The sequence below is a fragment of the candidate division TA06 bacterium genome (assembly GCA_016208585.1).
Taxonomy (GTDB): Bacteria; Edwardsbacteria; AC1; order AC1; family EtOH8; genus UBA5202.
In genome coordinates, this window is record JACQXR010000063.1 from 1 (window position 1) to 15,675 (window position 15,675).

Sequence of the window (15,675 nt, forward strand, 5' to 3'; positions counted from 1 at the left end):
GAGCCTTCCCAAGGGGGTGGAGATGATCATGCCGGGCGACAACGTAACGATCGAGGGCGAGTTGATCACCCCGATCGCCATGGAGAAGGGGCTGAAATTCGCCATCCGCGAGGGCGGCCGGACCGTGGGCGCCGGAACTGTCACCGAGATCATGGAATAAACCGACCTCTAATCCCTGATAAATGGGAAATAGGAACTGGGAAAATAAAAAAAATAGGTAATCAGGTAAATAGGAATCACAAAAATAATCAGGTTATATCATGCGAGAAATAGTCACCATTGCCTGCGTGCCCTGCAAGCGCCGGAATTACACCACCACCAAGAACAAGCGCAAGCATCCGGACCGGGCCGAATTCAAGAAATACTGCCGCTTTTGCAAAAAGCACACTGCCCACAAGGAGACCAAGTAAACGAAATGCAAAATTCGAATTTCGAATTTCGAAATTGGAATTTAGTTTGTTAGGCCAGTAGCTCCAATTGGTAGAGCGCCGGTCTCCCCGCCTGCCAGAGAAATAGGAGCGTCGGTTAATGGTAAACCACCGGTCTCCAAAACCGGGACTGCAGGTTCGATCCCTGCCGCTCCTGCCATGTTCGGCGGGCAGGCAAAACCGGATGCTGGGGGTTCAAGTCCCTGCTGGCCTGCCACTTTGTTGGGCGATCATAAGGAACCGGGGACTGAAAGAAGGGCCAACCCGAAAGCCCCGCCGGGCGGAATAACTGAAATCCGGACAAAGGGAATCAATATCTTATAGGCGCCCGGGGAGAGCATTTTAAAACCCCGGATCAACCAGGTTAGGAGCAACAGAGATGTTCAAAAAAATATGGCAGTTTTTCATCGACACCAAGGCCGAGTTCGCCAAGGTCAGCTGGCCCAGCCGCGAGGAACTGACCCAGTCCACCCTGGTGGTGATGGTGGTCTCGCTGGCGGTCACGGTTTTCATCGCTTTGGTGGACCAGGGGCTTACCCGGGTGATCACACTGATCCTGGGTTAATCCACTGATTGTTTGCACAATTAGCTCAGGTACTATATCCCTTGCTTTTCTATCCGCAGATTTCACAGATTTGCACAGATTTATTCTTTCAAATTTAAATCGTTATGTGCAAAAAATCGATTATTATCTGCGTTAATCTGTGGATAAAAAACTCAATGTAGATTTCGATAGCCAATTACCCATTAATAAGGCATAAGCACCAAAAATGCGCTGGTACGTAATTCATACCTATTCCGGGCACGAGAACCGGGTCAAATCGGCCCTGGAGCAGTCGGCCCAAAGGCTGGGGCTGCAGGACAAGCTGGGCCGGGTGCTTATTCCCACCGAGGAGATAACCGAGATCAAACACGGCAAGCGAAAGACCAGCGCCAAGCAGCTTTATCCCAGTTATCTAATGGTGGAGATGGACCTGACCGACGATGTCTGGAACGTGGTCTCCTCCACTCCCGGAGTAACCAGCTTTTTGGGATCGCGCCGCAAGCCCCAGCCCATGAGAAGCGCCGAGGCCGCCCGGCTTTTGGCCCGGATCGACGGGACCAAGGCGGCGGGGCCGGCAGTCATCCCCTTCCAGGTCGGGGAATCGGTGAAGATAGTGGACGGGCCTTTCGCCAACTTTACCGGCGTCATCAACGAAGTGGACAAACAGCATGGCAAGGTCAAAGTTATGGTCACCATCTTTGGACGCACCACCCCGGTGGAACTGGATTTCATCCAGATCAACGAAATATAACTTTTAGACGCCCTGGCGTTCCGTTTTAAGCGGGCTCAGTTTCTGCCCGGCTGTCCAAGTATTTTTAAAAAGAGAGATAAATTCTTATGGCAAAAATCGTAACCGCCTTGGTAAAACTGCAGATCCCGGCCGGACAGGCCAATCCTGCGCCGCCGGTGGGTCCGGCCCTGGGCCAGCACGGGGCCAACATCCCGGAATTCTGCAAACAGTTCAACGCTCGGACCCAGGGCCAGGAAGGGCTGATCATTCCCTGCCTGATCACCATCTACAAGGATCGGAGCTTCAGCTTCATCCTAAAAACCCCGCCGGCCGCGGTGCTGCTGAAAAAGGCGGCCGGGTTGGCCAAGGGTTCCGGCGTGCCCAACCGCAACAAGGTGGGCAAGGTTACCGAGGCCCAGGTCCGGGATATCGCCCAGAAAAAAATGGCGGACCTGAACGCGGCTTCGGTGGACGCCGCCATGAGATTGGTAAAAGGAACCGCCCGCAGCATGGGCATCGATGTGGCCGGTTAAGCCAAGTTTAAAAAACCCACGAAAGGAATTACCATGAAAAACCAACAAGGTTTCTCGTTACTGGAATTCCTGGCATCAGTGGTCATTGTTTTGGCGCTGGCAACCATCGGCTATTCTCAGTATGTTACCTCCGCCGAAAATGCCAAGCAAACGGCAATAATTGCCAATATGTACACTATCCAGCTTTGCGCCGAGGATTTTTCCACTCAGGCCGAGGGTGTTTATCCGGGGGGTATCAATACTGAGGTTGCTCAAGTATGCCCTGCCAATCCGACCAACCATAGCGTAATGGCCGGTGCCACCAAACAGCCATATCCTGCAACTGCTCTTATTCCTTCGGATTTCGCCAATCCCGTCAACGGCGGCTATGATGCCATTAAGAACGGCCCGGTTAAAAAACCTGCCGGGGGCGTATATTATACCGCCTATGACGCGGCTGGAAATAAATTAAATGACGGCCAGGCCGCTTTTTCATATAAAGTAACTGCTATGGGCGCATACCGGCCCATTACTTTTACGCTTTCTTCCGCTAAAAAGAAGGGAGAAAAATGAAAAAGCTGTATTTTATACTAATCAGCCTTTCTGCTTTATCGGTTTTGGCAATTTCAGCAGACATAAAGGTCAACAGCGACACCGGTAAAACCTGGCAGGGCTGGCCGGCTATTGCAGCCGGAGAGCAGGGAACGGCTTTGATGTGGCAGGAAGACATAGCGGACAGCTCTTTTTTGTACCTGCAATGTTTGGATACTTCCGGCGTACCGATAGGAATCAATATAAAATTGGATTCCCCTAAATATCGGATGCTGCCGGCAATCATCGCTATTGCAAATTTGGGGTATGCCGCGGTCTGGATGGAGATAGGGGATTCTTCCAACGGCTGGGACATATACGGCCAGTTGTTCAATGCAACCGGCGATTCAATGGCCCCGGCCTTCAAGGTCAACGACGACAGCCTGGCCGAAAGGTATTGTCCGGATATAGTATCGGACAGTCAGGGGAATTTTACAGTTGTTTGGATGGATTCCCGCAATCAATGGACAATATACGGACAGAGATATTCTGCGTCGGGCAGTCCCGTTAGCGGCAACATAGCGCTGGGAGATTCGGCTGGGTGCGATCCCAAAATTTGCATGAAGCCCGATGGTAATTTTGCGGTAACCTGGCAGGCGGAAACCGGCAATATTTTATGGCGTCGGTTTGACTCAACGGGAAATTCCTTAAGCAATTCTTTGCGGGTAAACTCGCGCGATGTCAACCTGGATTATGCCCAGCCGGTCATTGCCGTAAATGATTCAGGTAATTACTGTCTCTCATGGAACCGGCTGACTGTAGCCGGCATGGCCATTATGGCCCAGTTCTATGATTCAACCGGCACACCAACTGGTATTAACATTGTTGTAAATGAAGACACGTTAATATGGGGCGGGCATGTTTCAGTCGTTCCGGTGGCCAATAACCATTTTGTGATCGGCTGGACCGATGAAAGGGATTGGGTGGACAATTATTGCCAGTGCTTTTATGATTGCAATCAGCCGGAAAGCAATAATCTCAAGATCAGCAGTGCTGTTGCATCCGGGGAAAAATACCGGCAAAGCCTGGCCCTGGCCTCTGCCGGGAATAATTTATTCGCCGCTTGGATGGATTTGCGCGACACCTCTACCAGTTGGGACATATATGCCCGAAAAACCAGCTATCAAGAATTGGGGGTTGAAGGATCTCCGGATCATCTGATTACGCCGGGAAGACCTGTAGTAAATACCAACGTGTATCCCAATCCTTCACGGACACAAATTACATTCAGTTACAGTCTGCAAGACGTTTCCGGCCAAGTGCCGGTCAGTTTAAAAATATACAACATCTGCGGCCAAAAAATTAACGAAATCAATGAAGGCTTGAAGACCTCAGGAACATACGGTTTTAAATGGGGTGCCAAAAATATTGATTCACGAGCATTATCGGCGGGGATATATTTTTACCGGTTAACGGCAGGCAAGCTTGAGTGTAAAGGTAAATTCGTAGTTTTAAAGTAATATCAACATAACGCTGGGAGGCGATCCGGTATTAGTTAATGGGCAATTTGTAAATTGGTAAATTGGGACAACTTGCGGACAGCTTTAAGTTACGACCATTTTTCAAATAACTATTTTCCATTAACCAGGCCAAGAGCGCCGCTTAGAACCAGGAAGGAGGAAAATGGATCGAGGGAAAAAGTACAATCTGGCAGTCCAGAAAACCGACCCGAACAAAACCTACACCATAGCCGAGGCGGTGGAAGCGGTAAAACAGATGGCTTACGCCAAGTTCGATGAGGCCCTTGAGGTTTCGATGAAGCTGGAGCTGGACCCCAAGAAGGCCGATCAGAACCTGCGGGGCACGGTGATCCTGCCCCACGGCACCGGTAAAAAAATGAGGGTGCTGGTGTTCGCCAAGGGCGAAAAGGAGGCCGAAGCCACTGCGGCCGGGGCCGATTTCGCCGGCAGCGACGAGCTGATCAAAAAAGTCTCGGAAGGCTGGACCGACTTTGACGTGGCCATAGCCACCCCGGATATGATGAGTCAGGTGGGCCGGCTGGGCAAAATACTGGGGGTGCGGGGACTGATGCCCAACCCCAAGACAGGGACAGTGACCTTTGACCTGGCCAAGGCGGTCAAGGAAGCCAAGGCCGGAAAAATAGAATACCGGGTGGACAAGAATTCCAACCTGCACGTGGCGGTGGGGAAGAAATCATTTGACAATTCCAAGTTGGAGGAGAACATAAAGACGCTGCTATCCGAGATAGTTAAAGCCAGGCCGTCATCGCTCAAGGGAACCTACATCAAAAGCGTTTCCCTTTCTTCCACCATGAGCCCGGGGGTCAAAGTCGCCCTTACCGAACTGTCGGCTTTAGGAAAGTGAGATAATAAGAATGCCAAAAACAGATAAAGAACAAAAGGTCCTGGAACTGACCGAGAAAATAAAGACCGCCAAGTCGGTTTATTTAACCGATTTTACCGGCCTGAACGTCCCCCAGGCCACCGAGCTGCGCAAAAAATTGCGGGAAGCCTCGGTGGAATACCGGGTGGCCAAAAACACCCTGACCAAGCTGGCCGCCAAGAACGCCGGCTACGAGATGCTGGCCGACTACCTGACCGGGCCTACCGGCCTGGCCTTCGGCATCACCGATGCCATCATCCCGGCCAAGATCTTGACCGAGTTCGCCAAGGAGGGCAACAAGCCCACGGTCAAGATCGGCCTGATCGAAGGCAAATTGGTCGATCCCAGCGAGGTCAAACAGCTGGCCCTGCTGCCTTCCCGGGAAGCGCTTTTATCCATGGTGCTGGCCGGGCTGCAGGCGCCGATCGCGGGGTTGGTGGGGGTTTTGGGCGGAATACTGCAGAAATTAGTGGGCACGGTGGACGCCATAGCCAAGCAGAAGGAGTCCCAGGCATAGTTTCCCACCTAAACACGCGAAATTCACTAAAATATATTTCCAGTAAAATATTTGCAAAGCCGGGAATGTTAATCAGTTTTACCAAATAAATTTTTCGTGTTCTTAGCGTTTTTCGCGCCTGCGCGCTGTAGCCCCGCCGTTGGCGGGGCGCAAGCGCGGGCAAAGGGTGTTTTTCAGCGGTAACTAATTATATATAAGGCTGGAACATACTCCAGCCTTATATCAAAGGTATTTACACGCCTTTTTTTCAATATTCCGAATTGTTTAACCTGCTAACTTTTAGTAGAATATATCCTATGGAAATATTACTGCTTAAATCGGAAAGTCAACAACTTCGGCATTCGTAAAGTACACACCGAATTTAAATATAGAATTGTTTTCTAATTTCGGAAAGTGAACAACCCAACGAATTGTATACAAAATACCTTTGAATACGACCGGGGTTTTAAATGTTTGTTGCTTTGATTTCTCCCCACCCCCACCAATATTGTCTTTGACTTGAACCTTTATATCGTGGCTACATGCTTATAACAAACGCCCGGATTTGCCTTCCCTGTCGTCAGGCCAGGGTTTGGGCGGATAATCGCTCCGCCCTGCGTCAGCAACACCATATCTCGACAAGCTCGATAACCGTCGGCTAACAATCAGATTTGCTGCCGCTCGGTGCTGCCCGCCTGCGCTGAAGCTTCGGCGGACAAGCGCACCTTGCGATTACTTGCACCTTCGCCGCCCAAACCCTTGCTCATGCTTCCGCCCCGCCGTTGGCGGGGCTCCGCCTTCGCTTCGGGCTATCGCAAATCCGGGCGTTAGGCGCCACTACGCAACAGTGATTTGAATTCCGTAAATTAGCATCACTATGAAAAATCTACCGATACCCAGGCTGGACAAGAATCCGTACCTCAGAAATTGCCTTCTCAAGTATTCAAGGATCAAAGAGGGCGAAATATGGGATGACCCACTTGGTAAGCACCGCATTGGCTGTCTCGATGCGGCAAGCCAAAGTGATATTGAAAAACTGATGGCTCGCAAAAAGGCTGTCTTAGCCATTCACGACCCGCCTTACAATCTCATTGCGTTTGAGGAACGAAAACTCTACGATTTCGTTCAGTGGTGCAAGAAATGGATTGCCACGACTGATTTTGCTCTTGTTCCAAATAGCTCCCTTTACGTTTGGCTGGGGGCCGACCAAAGGAACGGTTTCCAACCATTGCCGGACTTTATGGTAATGATGCGCCATACTGACTTTCAGACCCGTAGCTTCATCACGATGCGCAATCAGCGAGGTTACGGGACTCCAAATAACTGGATGGCTGTCAGGCAAGAGTTGCTTTACTACATCAAAGGCAATCCGACCTTCAACGTCGATGCTAAGTATACCGATATTCCAAAGATTCTTCGTGGCTACTACAAAGAAGTGAATGGCCAACTCACTGAGAACCTTGAGCGCAGCAAATCAGAGAATATCCGGGCCGGCAATGTTTGGGTGGACATTCAACAAGTCTTCTACAGAATGAAAGAGAATGTCAATGGCTGTTATGCTCAGAAACCCATTAAGTCTGCTGAGCGAATCATTCGTGCAAGCTCAAATGAGCAGGACTTGGTCATCGATTTTTTCTGTCACTCCGCTTCGACCCTGATTTCTGCCGAAATGAACAAACGCCGTTGCTATACCATAGACTCCGACCCTATTTACTGCGAAATGGCGATTCGACGGTTAGAGCGATTTCGCCAAACTGGGAAGACCGGATGGCAGAATGGCAATCCATTTGAGCGGGAGATTCTCACTGATCCCGAACTCATATCCCTTGTCGGCGAGATCCCCTCAGTCGTGGAAGATAACCAACTCTCATTGATTTGAACTCTATGGAAAAACTGACCAAGCAACTCGACGAGCTTATTGACCGCCTTTCCAATTCAAAGGAATTCCGTTCGAAGCTGGATGATCTGAAGTCTGTCTATCCCTTCAGCGAATATGAGTACATCATCTCGCATCTTCTCGCCGCCAAGAAGCTCTCGATAGATGAATACTATAAGCTCAGAGACGACTATATCAACCGTAACCTGTACCTCTATCTCTTTGAGATGGCTCCACGAACATTCGGAGATACTTGGGGTCTCAGCCACGTCTGCAGCATAGAATCCGAGTTTAGGCGGCCTTCAAAAAAGGTCGACGATACCTACAAAGGCGAGTACAACCTTTATCTCGATTGGCGTGATCAAAAGGATAGGAAACATTTCATCAAGATTGAAGTCAAAGCATCCAGAGCCAACGATCGCGAACGAAAAGAGGACTCGCCGATCATCAAGGCGATAGCTTCCGACAGCAAACGACCTTTCCTAATGAACTTTCAGCAACAGAAGCCAAAGTGTTGTGATGTTTTTATTTGGATTGCTGTTTACAGAGACCAGATCAAGTATTGGGTCATCAACTCTAACGAGGTTCAGAGGAATCGGTACTTCACACCACAACACAGGAATCTCGCGACCGCTGAGAGGAAGAAGAACTACAAGAAAGAAGACATCTACGAGGGTCAAATTATGATAACCGAGGATAACATTTCCGACTTCGGCAAATTCATTTCCTCCGGCTCCAGTTTGAAGGAGTCCGTAATCGCTCAGTACAAAGTTCAGCACAAATTGAAATGACGATTCTTGTCCAGTTGCGTAGCGGCGCCTAACAATCGGCACTACGACGCTCCCTTTATCGATAGATGATTACTGTGGTCGCCCCGTTGTTTTTGCCGCGGGACAATTAGTCGTTTGATAGCGGCAAAAACAACGGCGTAGTGCCTCGAACGTTAAGCGCTATTAAAAATTGTTAAAATTCACTTCAGACCGGGGAAACACCAATTACCTAAAAACTTTAGGCTGACCCATTTAAATGAAATCCGAAGAAAAAGAAAAAAAATCTGCCCCGGAATTCAGCCGGGGACAGGAGATATTCGGGGTAACCGTCATCATCGCCGGGCTTTTTCTGTTAGTCAGCCTGGTTTCTTTTTCCGGTCACGACAGCCATCTTTGGTCCCAGGAATGGCCCCGCCGGAACTGGGGCGGCCCGCTGGGCGACCTGGCGGCCTTCGGACTGATCGGCCTGCTGGGCTATGCCGCGCTGTTGCTGCCGTTCTATGTGCTGGTCTGGGGCTGGTTTTTTGTCCGGCATAAAAAACTTTACCGCCTTCTTTGGAACAGCCTGCTGAGCCTGACCTTCATCAGCTTTGCGCTGGCCATGATAGCCCGGTTGAACATCTCCTATTACACCGGGGACCTGCCTGCGGGTGTAGGCCTGGCTGAACCAAGCGGAGCCGGGAAATGGGGGATGCTGCTGGCGTCCTTCATCGTCGAGCTTTTCGGGCCGGTGGGTTTCTGGTTAGTGCTGGCCGGAATATTCATCATACTGCTGCTGATAGGAACCAAGATCAATTTCCAGCGCTGGCTTACTCTGGCTACAGCCCCGGTGAAAACCGGTCTACAGCGGGCCAAACCTAAGCCCCGGGAAATCACCTTTAAAAAGAAACCGGCCGCAACCGACAAACCGGGAAAGCAGACTCAGCCTCCGCTTGACCAATCGGAACCTGCCCCATCGTCCGAAAAAACAAAACCTGAGTTAGAGCCATCCAAATCAGAGAAAAAATCCAAAGCCAAGCCACCGGTCCGGGAGGACACAGTTTCAGAGGAGTATCAGCAAAAGTTCCTGTCCATACTATACGACGACCGGGGTCAGGCCAAAACAGATGAGGAGGACAAGTCCTCCATTCTGCTGGAGAAGCTGAAGGAGTTCGGGATCGAGGGCGCGATCACCGACCGCTATTCCGGCCCGGTGATCACCCGTTACGAGTTCAAGCCGGCTCCGGGGGTCAAGGTCAACCAGATCGCCAACCTTTCCGATGACCTGGCCTTGGCCATGCAGGCCACCCGCATCCGGATCATCGCCCCCATTCCCGGTAAGGGAGTGGTGGGGATCGAGATCCCCAACCAGCACCGCCAGATGGTGATGCTGAAGGAGATGCTGGCCTCCGATAACTACAAATCCCAGGAAGGATGCCTGGCCTTCGCCCTGGGAAAGACCATTACCGGAGATTCCTTCTCGGCCGATCTGACCAACATGCCCCACCTGCTGATAGCCGGGGCCACCGGCAGCGGCAAGAGCGTCTGCCTGAACGCCGTCATCACCAGCCTGCTGTACCGGGCCACGCCAGAGGAGCTGCATTTCATCATGATCGATCCCAAGCGGATTGAGCTTTCCATCTACCGGGGCATTCCCCACCTCCAGTTCCAGTACCGGGTGCAGGTCAGGGAGGGGGAGGAGCCAATAACCCGGACGGTGGAGGGCGTGGTCACCGATTCCGATGAGACCCTGCAGATCTTCCGGATGGCGGTCTCGGAGATGGACGCCCGCTACAAGATGCTGGCCAAGGAAGCCTGCCGCAATATCGAGGAATACAATCATAAGTTCGAACGCCAGATGTCGTACCTGGTAATCGTGATCGACGAACTGGCCGACCTGATGCTTTCCCGCGAGGCTTCAGAGATAGAGAACCGGATCGCCAAGCTGGCCCAGCTGTCGCGGGCGGTCGGGATCCACCTAATCCTGGCCACCCAGCGGCCCTCGGTGGACGTGATCACCGGGGTGATCAAGGCCAATTTCCCATCGCGCCTCGCCTTCCAGGTGGCCTCCCGCACCGATTCCCGTACCATCTTAGACGCCAACGGAGCCGAAAGCCTTTTGGGCCGGGGCGACATGCTGTATATGCCGCCGGGCAAGGCTGAGCCTGAGCGCCTGCACGGGGCCTTCATCTCCACCAAAGAAACCAACCAGATCGTGGATTTCGTCAAGTCATGGTACGGAGTAGCCGAAGGCCAGGCCGACAACAAAGAATCTTCCGCCGTTCCGGAACAGGAAAACGGCTATTCCATGGAGGTCGATCTGCCGCCGGAGGAGGGAGCGAGCCAGGACGGTCAGGACGAGCTGTTTGCCGAGGCCAGATCATTAGTGATCAGGCATCAGCAGGGCTCGGTGTCGCTGTTGCAGCGCCGTTTAAAGATCGGCTATTCCCGGGCGGCCCGGCTGATAGACCAGCTGGAGGCGGCTGAAGTGGTGGGCTCGTTCGACGGAAGCAAGGCCCGCCAGGTTTTAATTAAAAACGAGGAGGACAGTGAATGAGCAAAGCCATTAAACTGGCCATCGGCTTGGGCCTGGCCTGCAGCGCCCTGGCCTTTGCCCAAAACTGCGACTCGCTGCTGGAACAGGTCCGGGCAAAATACCAGAAGATTAACGACCTCAAGTCCCGGGTGGTCCAGACCGTCTGCAGCGCGGCCTCGGGGACCTGCACCCGCTACGAAGGCGGATTGGAGCTGAAGCGGCCCAATAAACTGCGAATGGACATCTCCAAGCCGGATAAGCAGCAGATCATCTGCGACGGCAGCGCCATCTGGCTTCATCTGATCAATGACAAGCAGGTGCTGAAGTCCGATCTTAAAAGCTCTCCCCAGTTTTTGGTTTGGCTCAATCCGCTGGACAAGCTCCTTTCGGGCCGGGCCAAGGACGGCTGCCGCAACGACGGCGAGTACTTGTTTTTCATGGAACCGGACGAGTTGAAGGACATCATCAAAGCCATAAAAATAGTGGTGGACATAAAAAGCCTTTTGATAACGGGAATGGAAGCGGTGGATGTCAACGGCAACAGCGCCGAATACAGCTTCAGCAAGATCAAGATCAATCCCGGGCTTAAGGATAAACGCTTTGAATTTATAATACCCAAAAATGCGGAGATAAATGAAAACCAATGAGCCAGAGTTCATTCGACATAATTTCCAAGATCGATCTTCAGGAAATGAAGAATGCGGTGCAGATGGCCCAGAAAGAGATCATCGGGCGTTTTGATTTCAAGGGCACCAACTGCCAGATAGAGATCCTGGATGACAAATTGGTGATCTCGGCCTTGGACGAGTTCAAGCGCAAAAGCATGCTGGATATCATATTCAACAAAATGGTCAAGCGCGGCCTTTCGATTAAATCGCTGGAACAGAAGGAACCCCAGCCGGCTGCTAAAAATTATCTGCGCCAGGAATTGGCGTTCAGGCAGGGGATCCCCCTGGAGAAGGCCAAGGAGATGGTAAAGCGGATCAAGGCCTCAGGCGTCAGGGTCCAGGCCCAGATCCAGGACCAGCAGGTGCGGGTGACCGGCAAGGACAAGGACGATCTGCAGCAGGTGATCGCCCTTTTCCGCCAGGATGATCTTGGTCTGGCGTTGCAGTTCACCAATTACCGGACTACCTAGGTCTTATACTGACAAAACAACTCCCAATAGACGCTTCTAAAGCGTCTATTGGGTTTTTAATCGGAAATAAAGGATGGCCAATATGAAAAACAGCATTTTGTTCTACTGGTCCGGGGTGGTGATCTCGTGTATCAGCGCCTTTTTATTCATTTTCAAGGTGCTTCCTCTAACAATAAATGATAAAGCTTTGTTGATGTCCACCACCTGCATAATCTGTATGCTGGGGGCAATACTCTGTCTTACTGCGGCTATCTACGAGCAGAACAAAGAAAAGGCGAAGGAGAAACCATGAACAGGTTCATCACAGCACTTTGTCTGGCCTTGCTTCTGAGCCTGTCTTGCTCCCAAAAGACCGAGCACGCCCAGGAAGACTTCGGGCCGGTCAAGACCTATAAGACGCTAAAGACCCGTACCGACAGCATCCAAACCAAAGCCCAGCAGCACTCCAACACACTTGACTCCATCGCCGGGCAGTAGAGACAAAATACCCACCCACGAAAAACACTAAAGAACACTAAAACGATAAACCATTTCTAAACCAATCCATTTTTTGAATCTTTTTGTGCCCTTTAGTGGGCAAAGGTAAAATCCTCGGTAAACTCATCCACAAAAACACTAAAGAGGCTAAATAAAAATGGTCAATATTTATTTTAGTGATTGTTAGTGGGCTATGGAAAATCTTTGGCAATGTATGAATAAAAATAAATGATTATCCAATTAGCTCAGGGAATAGGTTGATCCACAGGTACCAAACCCGGTTGTCGCATTAAAATTATCAGTGAGCATCGCAGTTGATGGCGATAAAGGCTTGGCTGCTGTTTGAGGGCTTGGCAAAAGCCCGAGTTCAGCCAAGCCCGCCAGCAACGAGAAGCGCAACGCTGGCCTGCTGAAGCTTAGCGCAAGCATGGGCCAGATAATTTTAAGCGACGAGCTTTTTTCTTTTTGGTTCTTTTTCTTATTGGCGGCACAAAAAAGAAAAAGAACATAACTGACCCAAAATCTGCGTTTTTACCAAATTCACTATATTCTTTCTACTTTTCCTGAGCAAGTTAGACAGTCATTTAAAAATATTTTAGTGCCTTTTAGTGGGCAAAGGTAAATCATGCCGATCATCGTCCTATCCCCCGAAATAGTAAATAAAATAGCCGCCGGCGAGGTGGTGGAGCGCCCGGCCTCGGCCGCCAAGGAACTGATGGAGAACAGCCTGGACGCCGGGGCTTGCAACATCGAGGTCGAGGCGAAAGCCGGAGGCTTGGAGCTTTTGCGCGTCTCCGACGACGGTTCTGGCATGACCGGGGAAGAGATGGGCCTGGCTTTGCAGCGCCATGCCACCAGCAAGATCAACAGCTATGAAGACCTGCAGGCCATCCAAAGCTTCGGCTTCCGGGGCGAGGCTTTGCCCAGCATCGCCTCGGTCTCCCGGTTTACCATTATCTCCCGCCCGGTCCAATCAGACAGCGCCTGGCAGATGGAATGCCGCGGGGGCGAGATCGTGTCCCGGCGGCGGCAGGCCGCCCAGCCCGGCACCGCCATCACGGTGGAAGATCTTTTCGCCAGCGTTCCGGCCCGGAGGAAATTTTTAAAGAGCCAGGCCACCGAATCCCGCAAGATAGCGGAGTTGTTCTTGTCTTTAGCCCTGGCCAATCCCGGCGCCGGTTTTAAGCTGATCAGCGAAAGCCGGGTTGTCTACGATTTCAAGGCCGCTTCCCAGGACGACAGGGTCAAAGAAGTATTGGGGGGTGAGCTTTACCGCACGCTGTTGAAGATTGAATACGGCCAAAAGCCCCTGCGGATTTACGGATACCTGTCCGGACCCCAAAACTTGTGGCCCAAACGCAGGGAACAGTATCTTTTCGTCAACGGGCGATTAGTGTCCGACCGGCTGGTTTCGGCCGCGGTTTATCAGGGCTTTGGCCCGGCCCTGGCCGGGCGTCATCCCAGCTATGCGCTTTTCCTGGAAATATCCTCCGCCCAGGTGGACGTCAATGTCCATCCTTCCAAGGTGCAGGTCCGCTTCAGCGACGAGTCTTTCGTTTTCCGCACCGTGCGGGCGGCAGTGGAGAAAGCCCTTTTTGCCGACCAGCCCCGGCCGGAAGCGGCCGGGGATCTCAATGTCCAAAATACCGGATACAAGGCCTGGTCCGGCCCGGAACGCCCCGGACAATTGCAGATCCAGGAGGCCCTGGCGCTTTTTGCCTCCGGAAGCCCGGAACAGGCCGGCTGGAAGAACCTGATCTCAGCCCGGCCGGTGGTGGCTTACTGGCAGCTGCACCAACGTTATATTCTGGCCGCCATCAGGGACGGCCTGGTAATGATAGACCAGCATGCGGCCCACGAGCGGATACTCTACGAAGAGCTTTTGGCGGCCAGGGATCACAAGCGGGCCCAGCAGCTTTTGTTTCCGGTGACGGTGGAGCTTTCGGCCCGGGAGATACAGGTTTACCAGCAATACCGCGAGGTCTTCGGTTCGCTGGGCTTCGATGTCAAGCAATTCAGCGGGCAGACCCTGGTGATGGAAGGTCTGCCGGTCTCCTGGGAGCAGAGCGGCGACGGGACGGCCCTGGTGCGGGGCATCCTGGCCGATCTGACCGATACTGCGGACGTAAACCTGGAGCCGGCCCAAAAGCTGGCCCGGTCCTTTGCCTGTCGGGCCGCCGTCAAGGCCGGGCAGGCGCTGACCCAGGAAGAGATGAACCGCTTGGTCGACAGATTGTTTGCCGCCAGCTTGCCCTATCTGGATCCCCACGGCCGGCCGGTGGTGATAAAATTCACCCTGGAAGACCTGGAGCACAGGTTCGGCAGAATATGAAGCAGGAGCAGAGCCAAGAGAGGCTGGTATTGGCCGGGCCGACGGCGGTTGGAAAAACAGCCGTCGGCCTTGTCTTAGCCCGAAGGCTTAAAGCCCACATCATCTCGGCCGACTCCCGGCAGATCTATAAAAACTTAAACATCGGCACCGCCAAGCCCAAGGCCGAGGAACTCGCCAAAGTTCCCCATCATATGACGGATATCCTGACGCCCGATTGTGCCTACAGCGCCGCGGCCTTTGCCGCCGAAGCCCGGCGGACGATGGATGAACTGGATAAAATCTGGCAGCCCTACATCGTGGTCGGCGGTTCCGGCCTGTACCTAAGGGCATTAATCGAAGGGCTGGTCAATATCCCTGCGGCCGATCCCAATATCCGCCGGGAGCTTAAAAACATTTCCGGGACCAGGGGGAATCAGGCCTTGTTTAAAAGGCTGGCCGAATGCGACCCGGAGACCGCCCAAAGGCTCAACGTCAACGATGGGGCGCGGATCGTCAGGGCGCTGGAGGTCTATATGTTTACCGGAAAACCGTTGAGCCTTTGGTTCAAGGAAAAGCGCCAGGGAGATTCCAGAAACTACAAGCTGATAGTGATGGACCTGGACCGGAAAACGCTCTATCAAAGGATCGAGGACCGGGTTGATGCCATGATGTCCAAAGGCCTGCTGGATGAAGTGCAAGGTCTGTTAAAACGAGGTTATGGGCCAGACTCTCCCGGAATGCAGGCGGTGGGTTATCGGGAACTGACGGCCTGCCTTTCGGGGAAAACGGATCTGGCGGAAGCCGTTCGCCTGATCAAAAGGAACACCAGGCATTACGCCAAACGGCAGCTTACATGGTTCCGCAAAATGAATTATCAGCAATGGATAAACTGCCTGTCAAACGAAAGTCCCGAAGATATCGCCAATAAAATATCGGTTTAACCA

At 52.3% G+C, this 15,675-nt stretch carries 18 protein-coding genes and 1 tRNA gene; all 19 read left to right on the top strand.

The annotated features are described in order from the left end of the window. A partial coding sequence (tuf, locus tag HY768_05200) for an elongation factor Tu (protein ID MBI4726606.1) occupies nt 1-160 on the top strand: 160 nt, incomplete at its 5' end. Nucleotides 161-260: 100 nt separating this feature from the next. Beyond that, nucleotides 261-410 (top strand): 50S ribosomal protein L33, encoded by a 150-nt coding sequence (rpmG, locus tag HY768_05205; protein MBI4726607.1) that lies wholly within the window; start codon nt 261-263, stop codon nt 408-410. 104 nt (nt 411-514) lie between these two features. Next, a tRNA-Trp gene (locus tag HY768_05210) sits at nt 515-588 on the top strand. A gap of 219 nt (nt 589-807) precedes the next feature. Beyond that, the gene (gene secE, locus HY768_05215) at nt 808-993 is read left to right on the top strand and encodes a preprotein translocase subunit SecE (protein MBI4726608.1); all 186 of its coding nucleotides are present in this window, start codon (nt 808-810) and stop codon (nt 991-993) included. 205 nt (nt 994-1,198) lie between these two features. Then, the gene (nusG, locus tag HY768_05220; protein MBI4726609.1) at nt 1,199-1,723 is read left to right on the top strand and encodes a transcription termination/antitermination factor NusG; all 525 of its coding nucleotides are present in this window, start codon (nt 1,199-1,201) and stop codon (nt 1,721-1,723) included. Nucleotides 1,724-1,809: 86 nt separating this feature from the next. Next, nucleotides 1,810-2,235 carry a 50S ribosomal protein L11 gene (gene rplK, locus HY768_05225; protein MBI4726610.1) on the top strand — a complete coding sequence of 142 codons (426 nt, stop codon included), beginning with the start codon at nt 1,810-1,812 and terminating at the stop codon, nt 2,233-2,235. A 33-nt stretch (nt 2,236-2,268) separates the two neighbouring features. Next, on the top strand, nt 2,269-2,787 hold the full coding sequence (locus tag HY768_05230; protein MBI4726611.1) for a type II secretion system protein: 519 nt from the start codon (nt 2,269-2,271) through the stop codon (nt 2,785-2,787). After that, nucleotides 2,784-4,265, top strand: coding sequence for a T9SS type A sorting domain-containing protein (locus tag HY768_05235; GenBank protein ID MBI4726612.1), 1,482 nt, complete (start codon nt 2,784-2,786; stop codon nt 4,263-4,265). Before HY768_05230 ends, HY768_05235 begins: the two co-directional genes overlap by 4 nt. A 163-nt stretch (nt 4,266-4,428) precedes the next feature. Beyond that, the gene (locus HY768_05240; GenBank protein ID MBI4726613.1) at nt 4,429-5,130 is read left to right on the top strand and encodes a 50S ribosomal protein L1; all 702 of its coding nucleotides are present in this window, start codon (nt 4,429-4,431) and stop codon (nt 5,128-5,130) included. Between the two features lie 10 nt (nt 5,131-5,140). Next, nucleotides 5,141-5,665 (top strand): 50S ribosomal protein L10, encoded by a 525-nt coding sequence (locus HY768_05245; GenBank protein MBI4726614.1) that lies wholly within the window; start codon nt 5,141-5,143, stop codon nt 5,663-5,665. Between the two features lie 856 nt (nt 5,666-6,521). Further along, entirely contained in the window at nt 6,522-7,523 is a 1,002-nt protein-coding gene (locus HY768_05250; GenBank protein ID MBI4726615.1) for a site-specific DNA-methyltransferase, read from the top strand. 5 nt (nt 7,524-7,528) lie between these two features. Then, the gene (locus tag HY768_05255) at nt 7,529-8,311 is read left to right on the top strand and encodes a hypothetical protein (GenBank protein ID MBI4726616.1); all 783 of its coding nucleotides are present in this window, start codon (nt 7,529-7,531) and stop codon (nt 8,309-8,311) included. Between the two features lie 235 nt (nt 8,312-8,546). Continuing rightward, nucleotides 8,547-10,826, top strand: coding sequence for a DNA translocase FtsK 4TM domain-containing protein (locus tag HY768_05260; GenBank protein MBI4726617.1), 2,280 nt, complete (start codon nt 8,547-8,549; stop codon nt 10,824-10,826). Further along, nucleotides 10,823-11,452, top strand: coding sequence for an outer membrane lipoprotein chaperone LolA (gene lolA, locus HY768_05265; GenBank protein MBI4726618.1), 630 nt, complete (start codon nt 10,823-10,825; stop codon nt 11,450-11,452). Before HY768_05260 ends, lolA begins: the two co-directional genes overlap by 4 nt. After that, entirely contained in the window at nt 11,449-11,943 is a 495-nt protein-coding gene (locus HY768_05270) for a YajQ family cyclic di-GMP-binding protein (protein ID MBI4726619.1), read from the top strand. The genes lolA and HY768_05270 overlap by 4 nt, the downstream gene beginning before the upstream one ends. 82 nt (nt 11,944-12,025) lie before the next feature. Next, nucleotides 12,026-12,235, top strand: coding sequence for a hypothetical protein (locus HY768_05275; protein MBI4726620.1), 210 nt, complete (start codon nt 12,026-12,028; stop codon nt 12,233-12,235). Next, nucleotides 12,232-12,420: a hypothetical protein gene (locus HY768_05280; GenBank protein ID MBI4726621.1), complete on the top strand. Its 189-nt coding sequence runs from the start codon at nt 12,232-12,234 to the stop codon at nt 12,418-12,420. The genes HY768_05275 and HY768_05280 overlap by 4 nt, the downstream gene beginning before the upstream one ends. Nucleotides 12,421-13,045: 625 nt before the next feature. Further along, nucleotides 13,046-14,752, top strand: a complete 1,707-nt coding sequence (gene mutL / locus HY768_05285; protein ID MBI4726622.1) for a DNA mismatch repair endonuclease MutL — start codon at nt 13,046-13,048, stop codon at nt 14,750-14,752. Further along, nucleotides 14,749-15,672 carry a tRNA (adenosine(37)-N6)-dimethylallyltransferase MiaA gene (gene miaA / locus HY768_05290; protein ID MBI4726623.1) on the top strand — a complete coding sequence of 308 codons (924 nt, stop codon included), beginning with the start codon at nt 14,749-14,751 and terminating at the stop codon, nt 15,670-15,672. The genes mutL and miaA overlap by 4 nt, the downstream gene beginning before the upstream one ends. Nucleotides 15,673-15,675 lie beyond the last annotated feature (3 nt).

Coding starts and splice junctions, on each gene's coding strand:
- rpmG (MBI4726607.1), top strand. CDS start 261: ATGCGAGAAATAGTCACCATTGCCTGCGTGCCCTGCAAGCGCCGGAAT.
- secE (MBI4726608.1), top strand. CDS start 808: ATGTTCAAAAAAATATGGCAGTTTTTCATCGACACCAAGGCCGAGTTC.
- nusG (MBI4726609.1), top strand. CDS start 1,199: ATGCGCTGGTACGTAATTCATACCTATTCCGGGCACGAGAACCGGGTC.
- rplK (MBI4726610.1), top strand. CDS start 1,810: ATGGCAAAAATCGTAACCGCCTTGGTAAAACTGCAGATCCCGGCCGGA.
- HY768_05230 (MBI4726611.1), top strand. CDS start 2,269: ATGAAAAACCAACAAGGTTTCTCGTTACTGGAATTCCTGGCATCAGTG.
- HY768_05235 (MBI4726612.1), top strand. CDS start 2,784: ATGAAAAAGCTGTATTTTATACTAATCAGCCTTTCTGCTTTATCGGTT.
- HY768_05240 (MBI4726613.1), top strand. CDS start 4,429: ATGGATCGAGGGAAAAAGTACAATCTGGCAGTCCAGAAAACCGACCCG.
- HY768_05245 (MBI4726614.1), top strand. CDS start 5,141: ATGCCAAAAACAGATAAAGAACAAAAGGTCCTGGAACTGACCGAGAAA.
- HY768_05250 (MBI4726615.1), top strand. CDS start 6,522: ATGAAAAATCTACCGATACCCAGGCTGGACAAGAATCCGTACCTCAGA.
- HY768_05255 (MBI4726616.1), top strand. CDS start 7,529: ATGGAAAAACTGACCAAGCAACTCGACGAGCTTATTGACCGCCTTTCC.
- HY768_05260 (MBI4726617.1), top strand. CDS start 8,547: ATGAAATCCGAAGAAAAAGAAAAAAAATCTGCCCCGGAATTCAGCCGG.
- lolA (MBI4726618.1), top strand. CDS start 10,823: ATGAGCAAAGCCATTAAACTGGCCATCGGCTTGGGCCTGGCCTGCAGC.
- HY768_05270 (MBI4726619.1), top strand. CDS start 11,449: ATGAGCCAGAGTTCATTCGACATAATTTCCAAGATCGATCTTCAGGAA.
- HY768_05275 (MBI4726620.1), top strand. CDS start 12,026: ATGAAAAACAGCATTTTGTTCTACTGGTCCGGGGTGGTGATCTCGTGT.
- HY768_05280 (MBI4726621.1), top strand. CDS start 12,232: ATGAACAGGTTCATCACAGCACTTTGTCTGGCCTTGCTTCTGAGCCTG.
- mutL (MBI4726622.1), top strand. CDS start 13,046: ATGCCGATCATCGTCCTATCCCCCGAAATAGTAAATAAAATAGCCGCC.
- miaA (MBI4726623.1), top strand. CDS start 14,749: ATGAAGCAGGAGCAGAGCCAAGAGAGGCTGGTATTGGCCGGGCCGACG.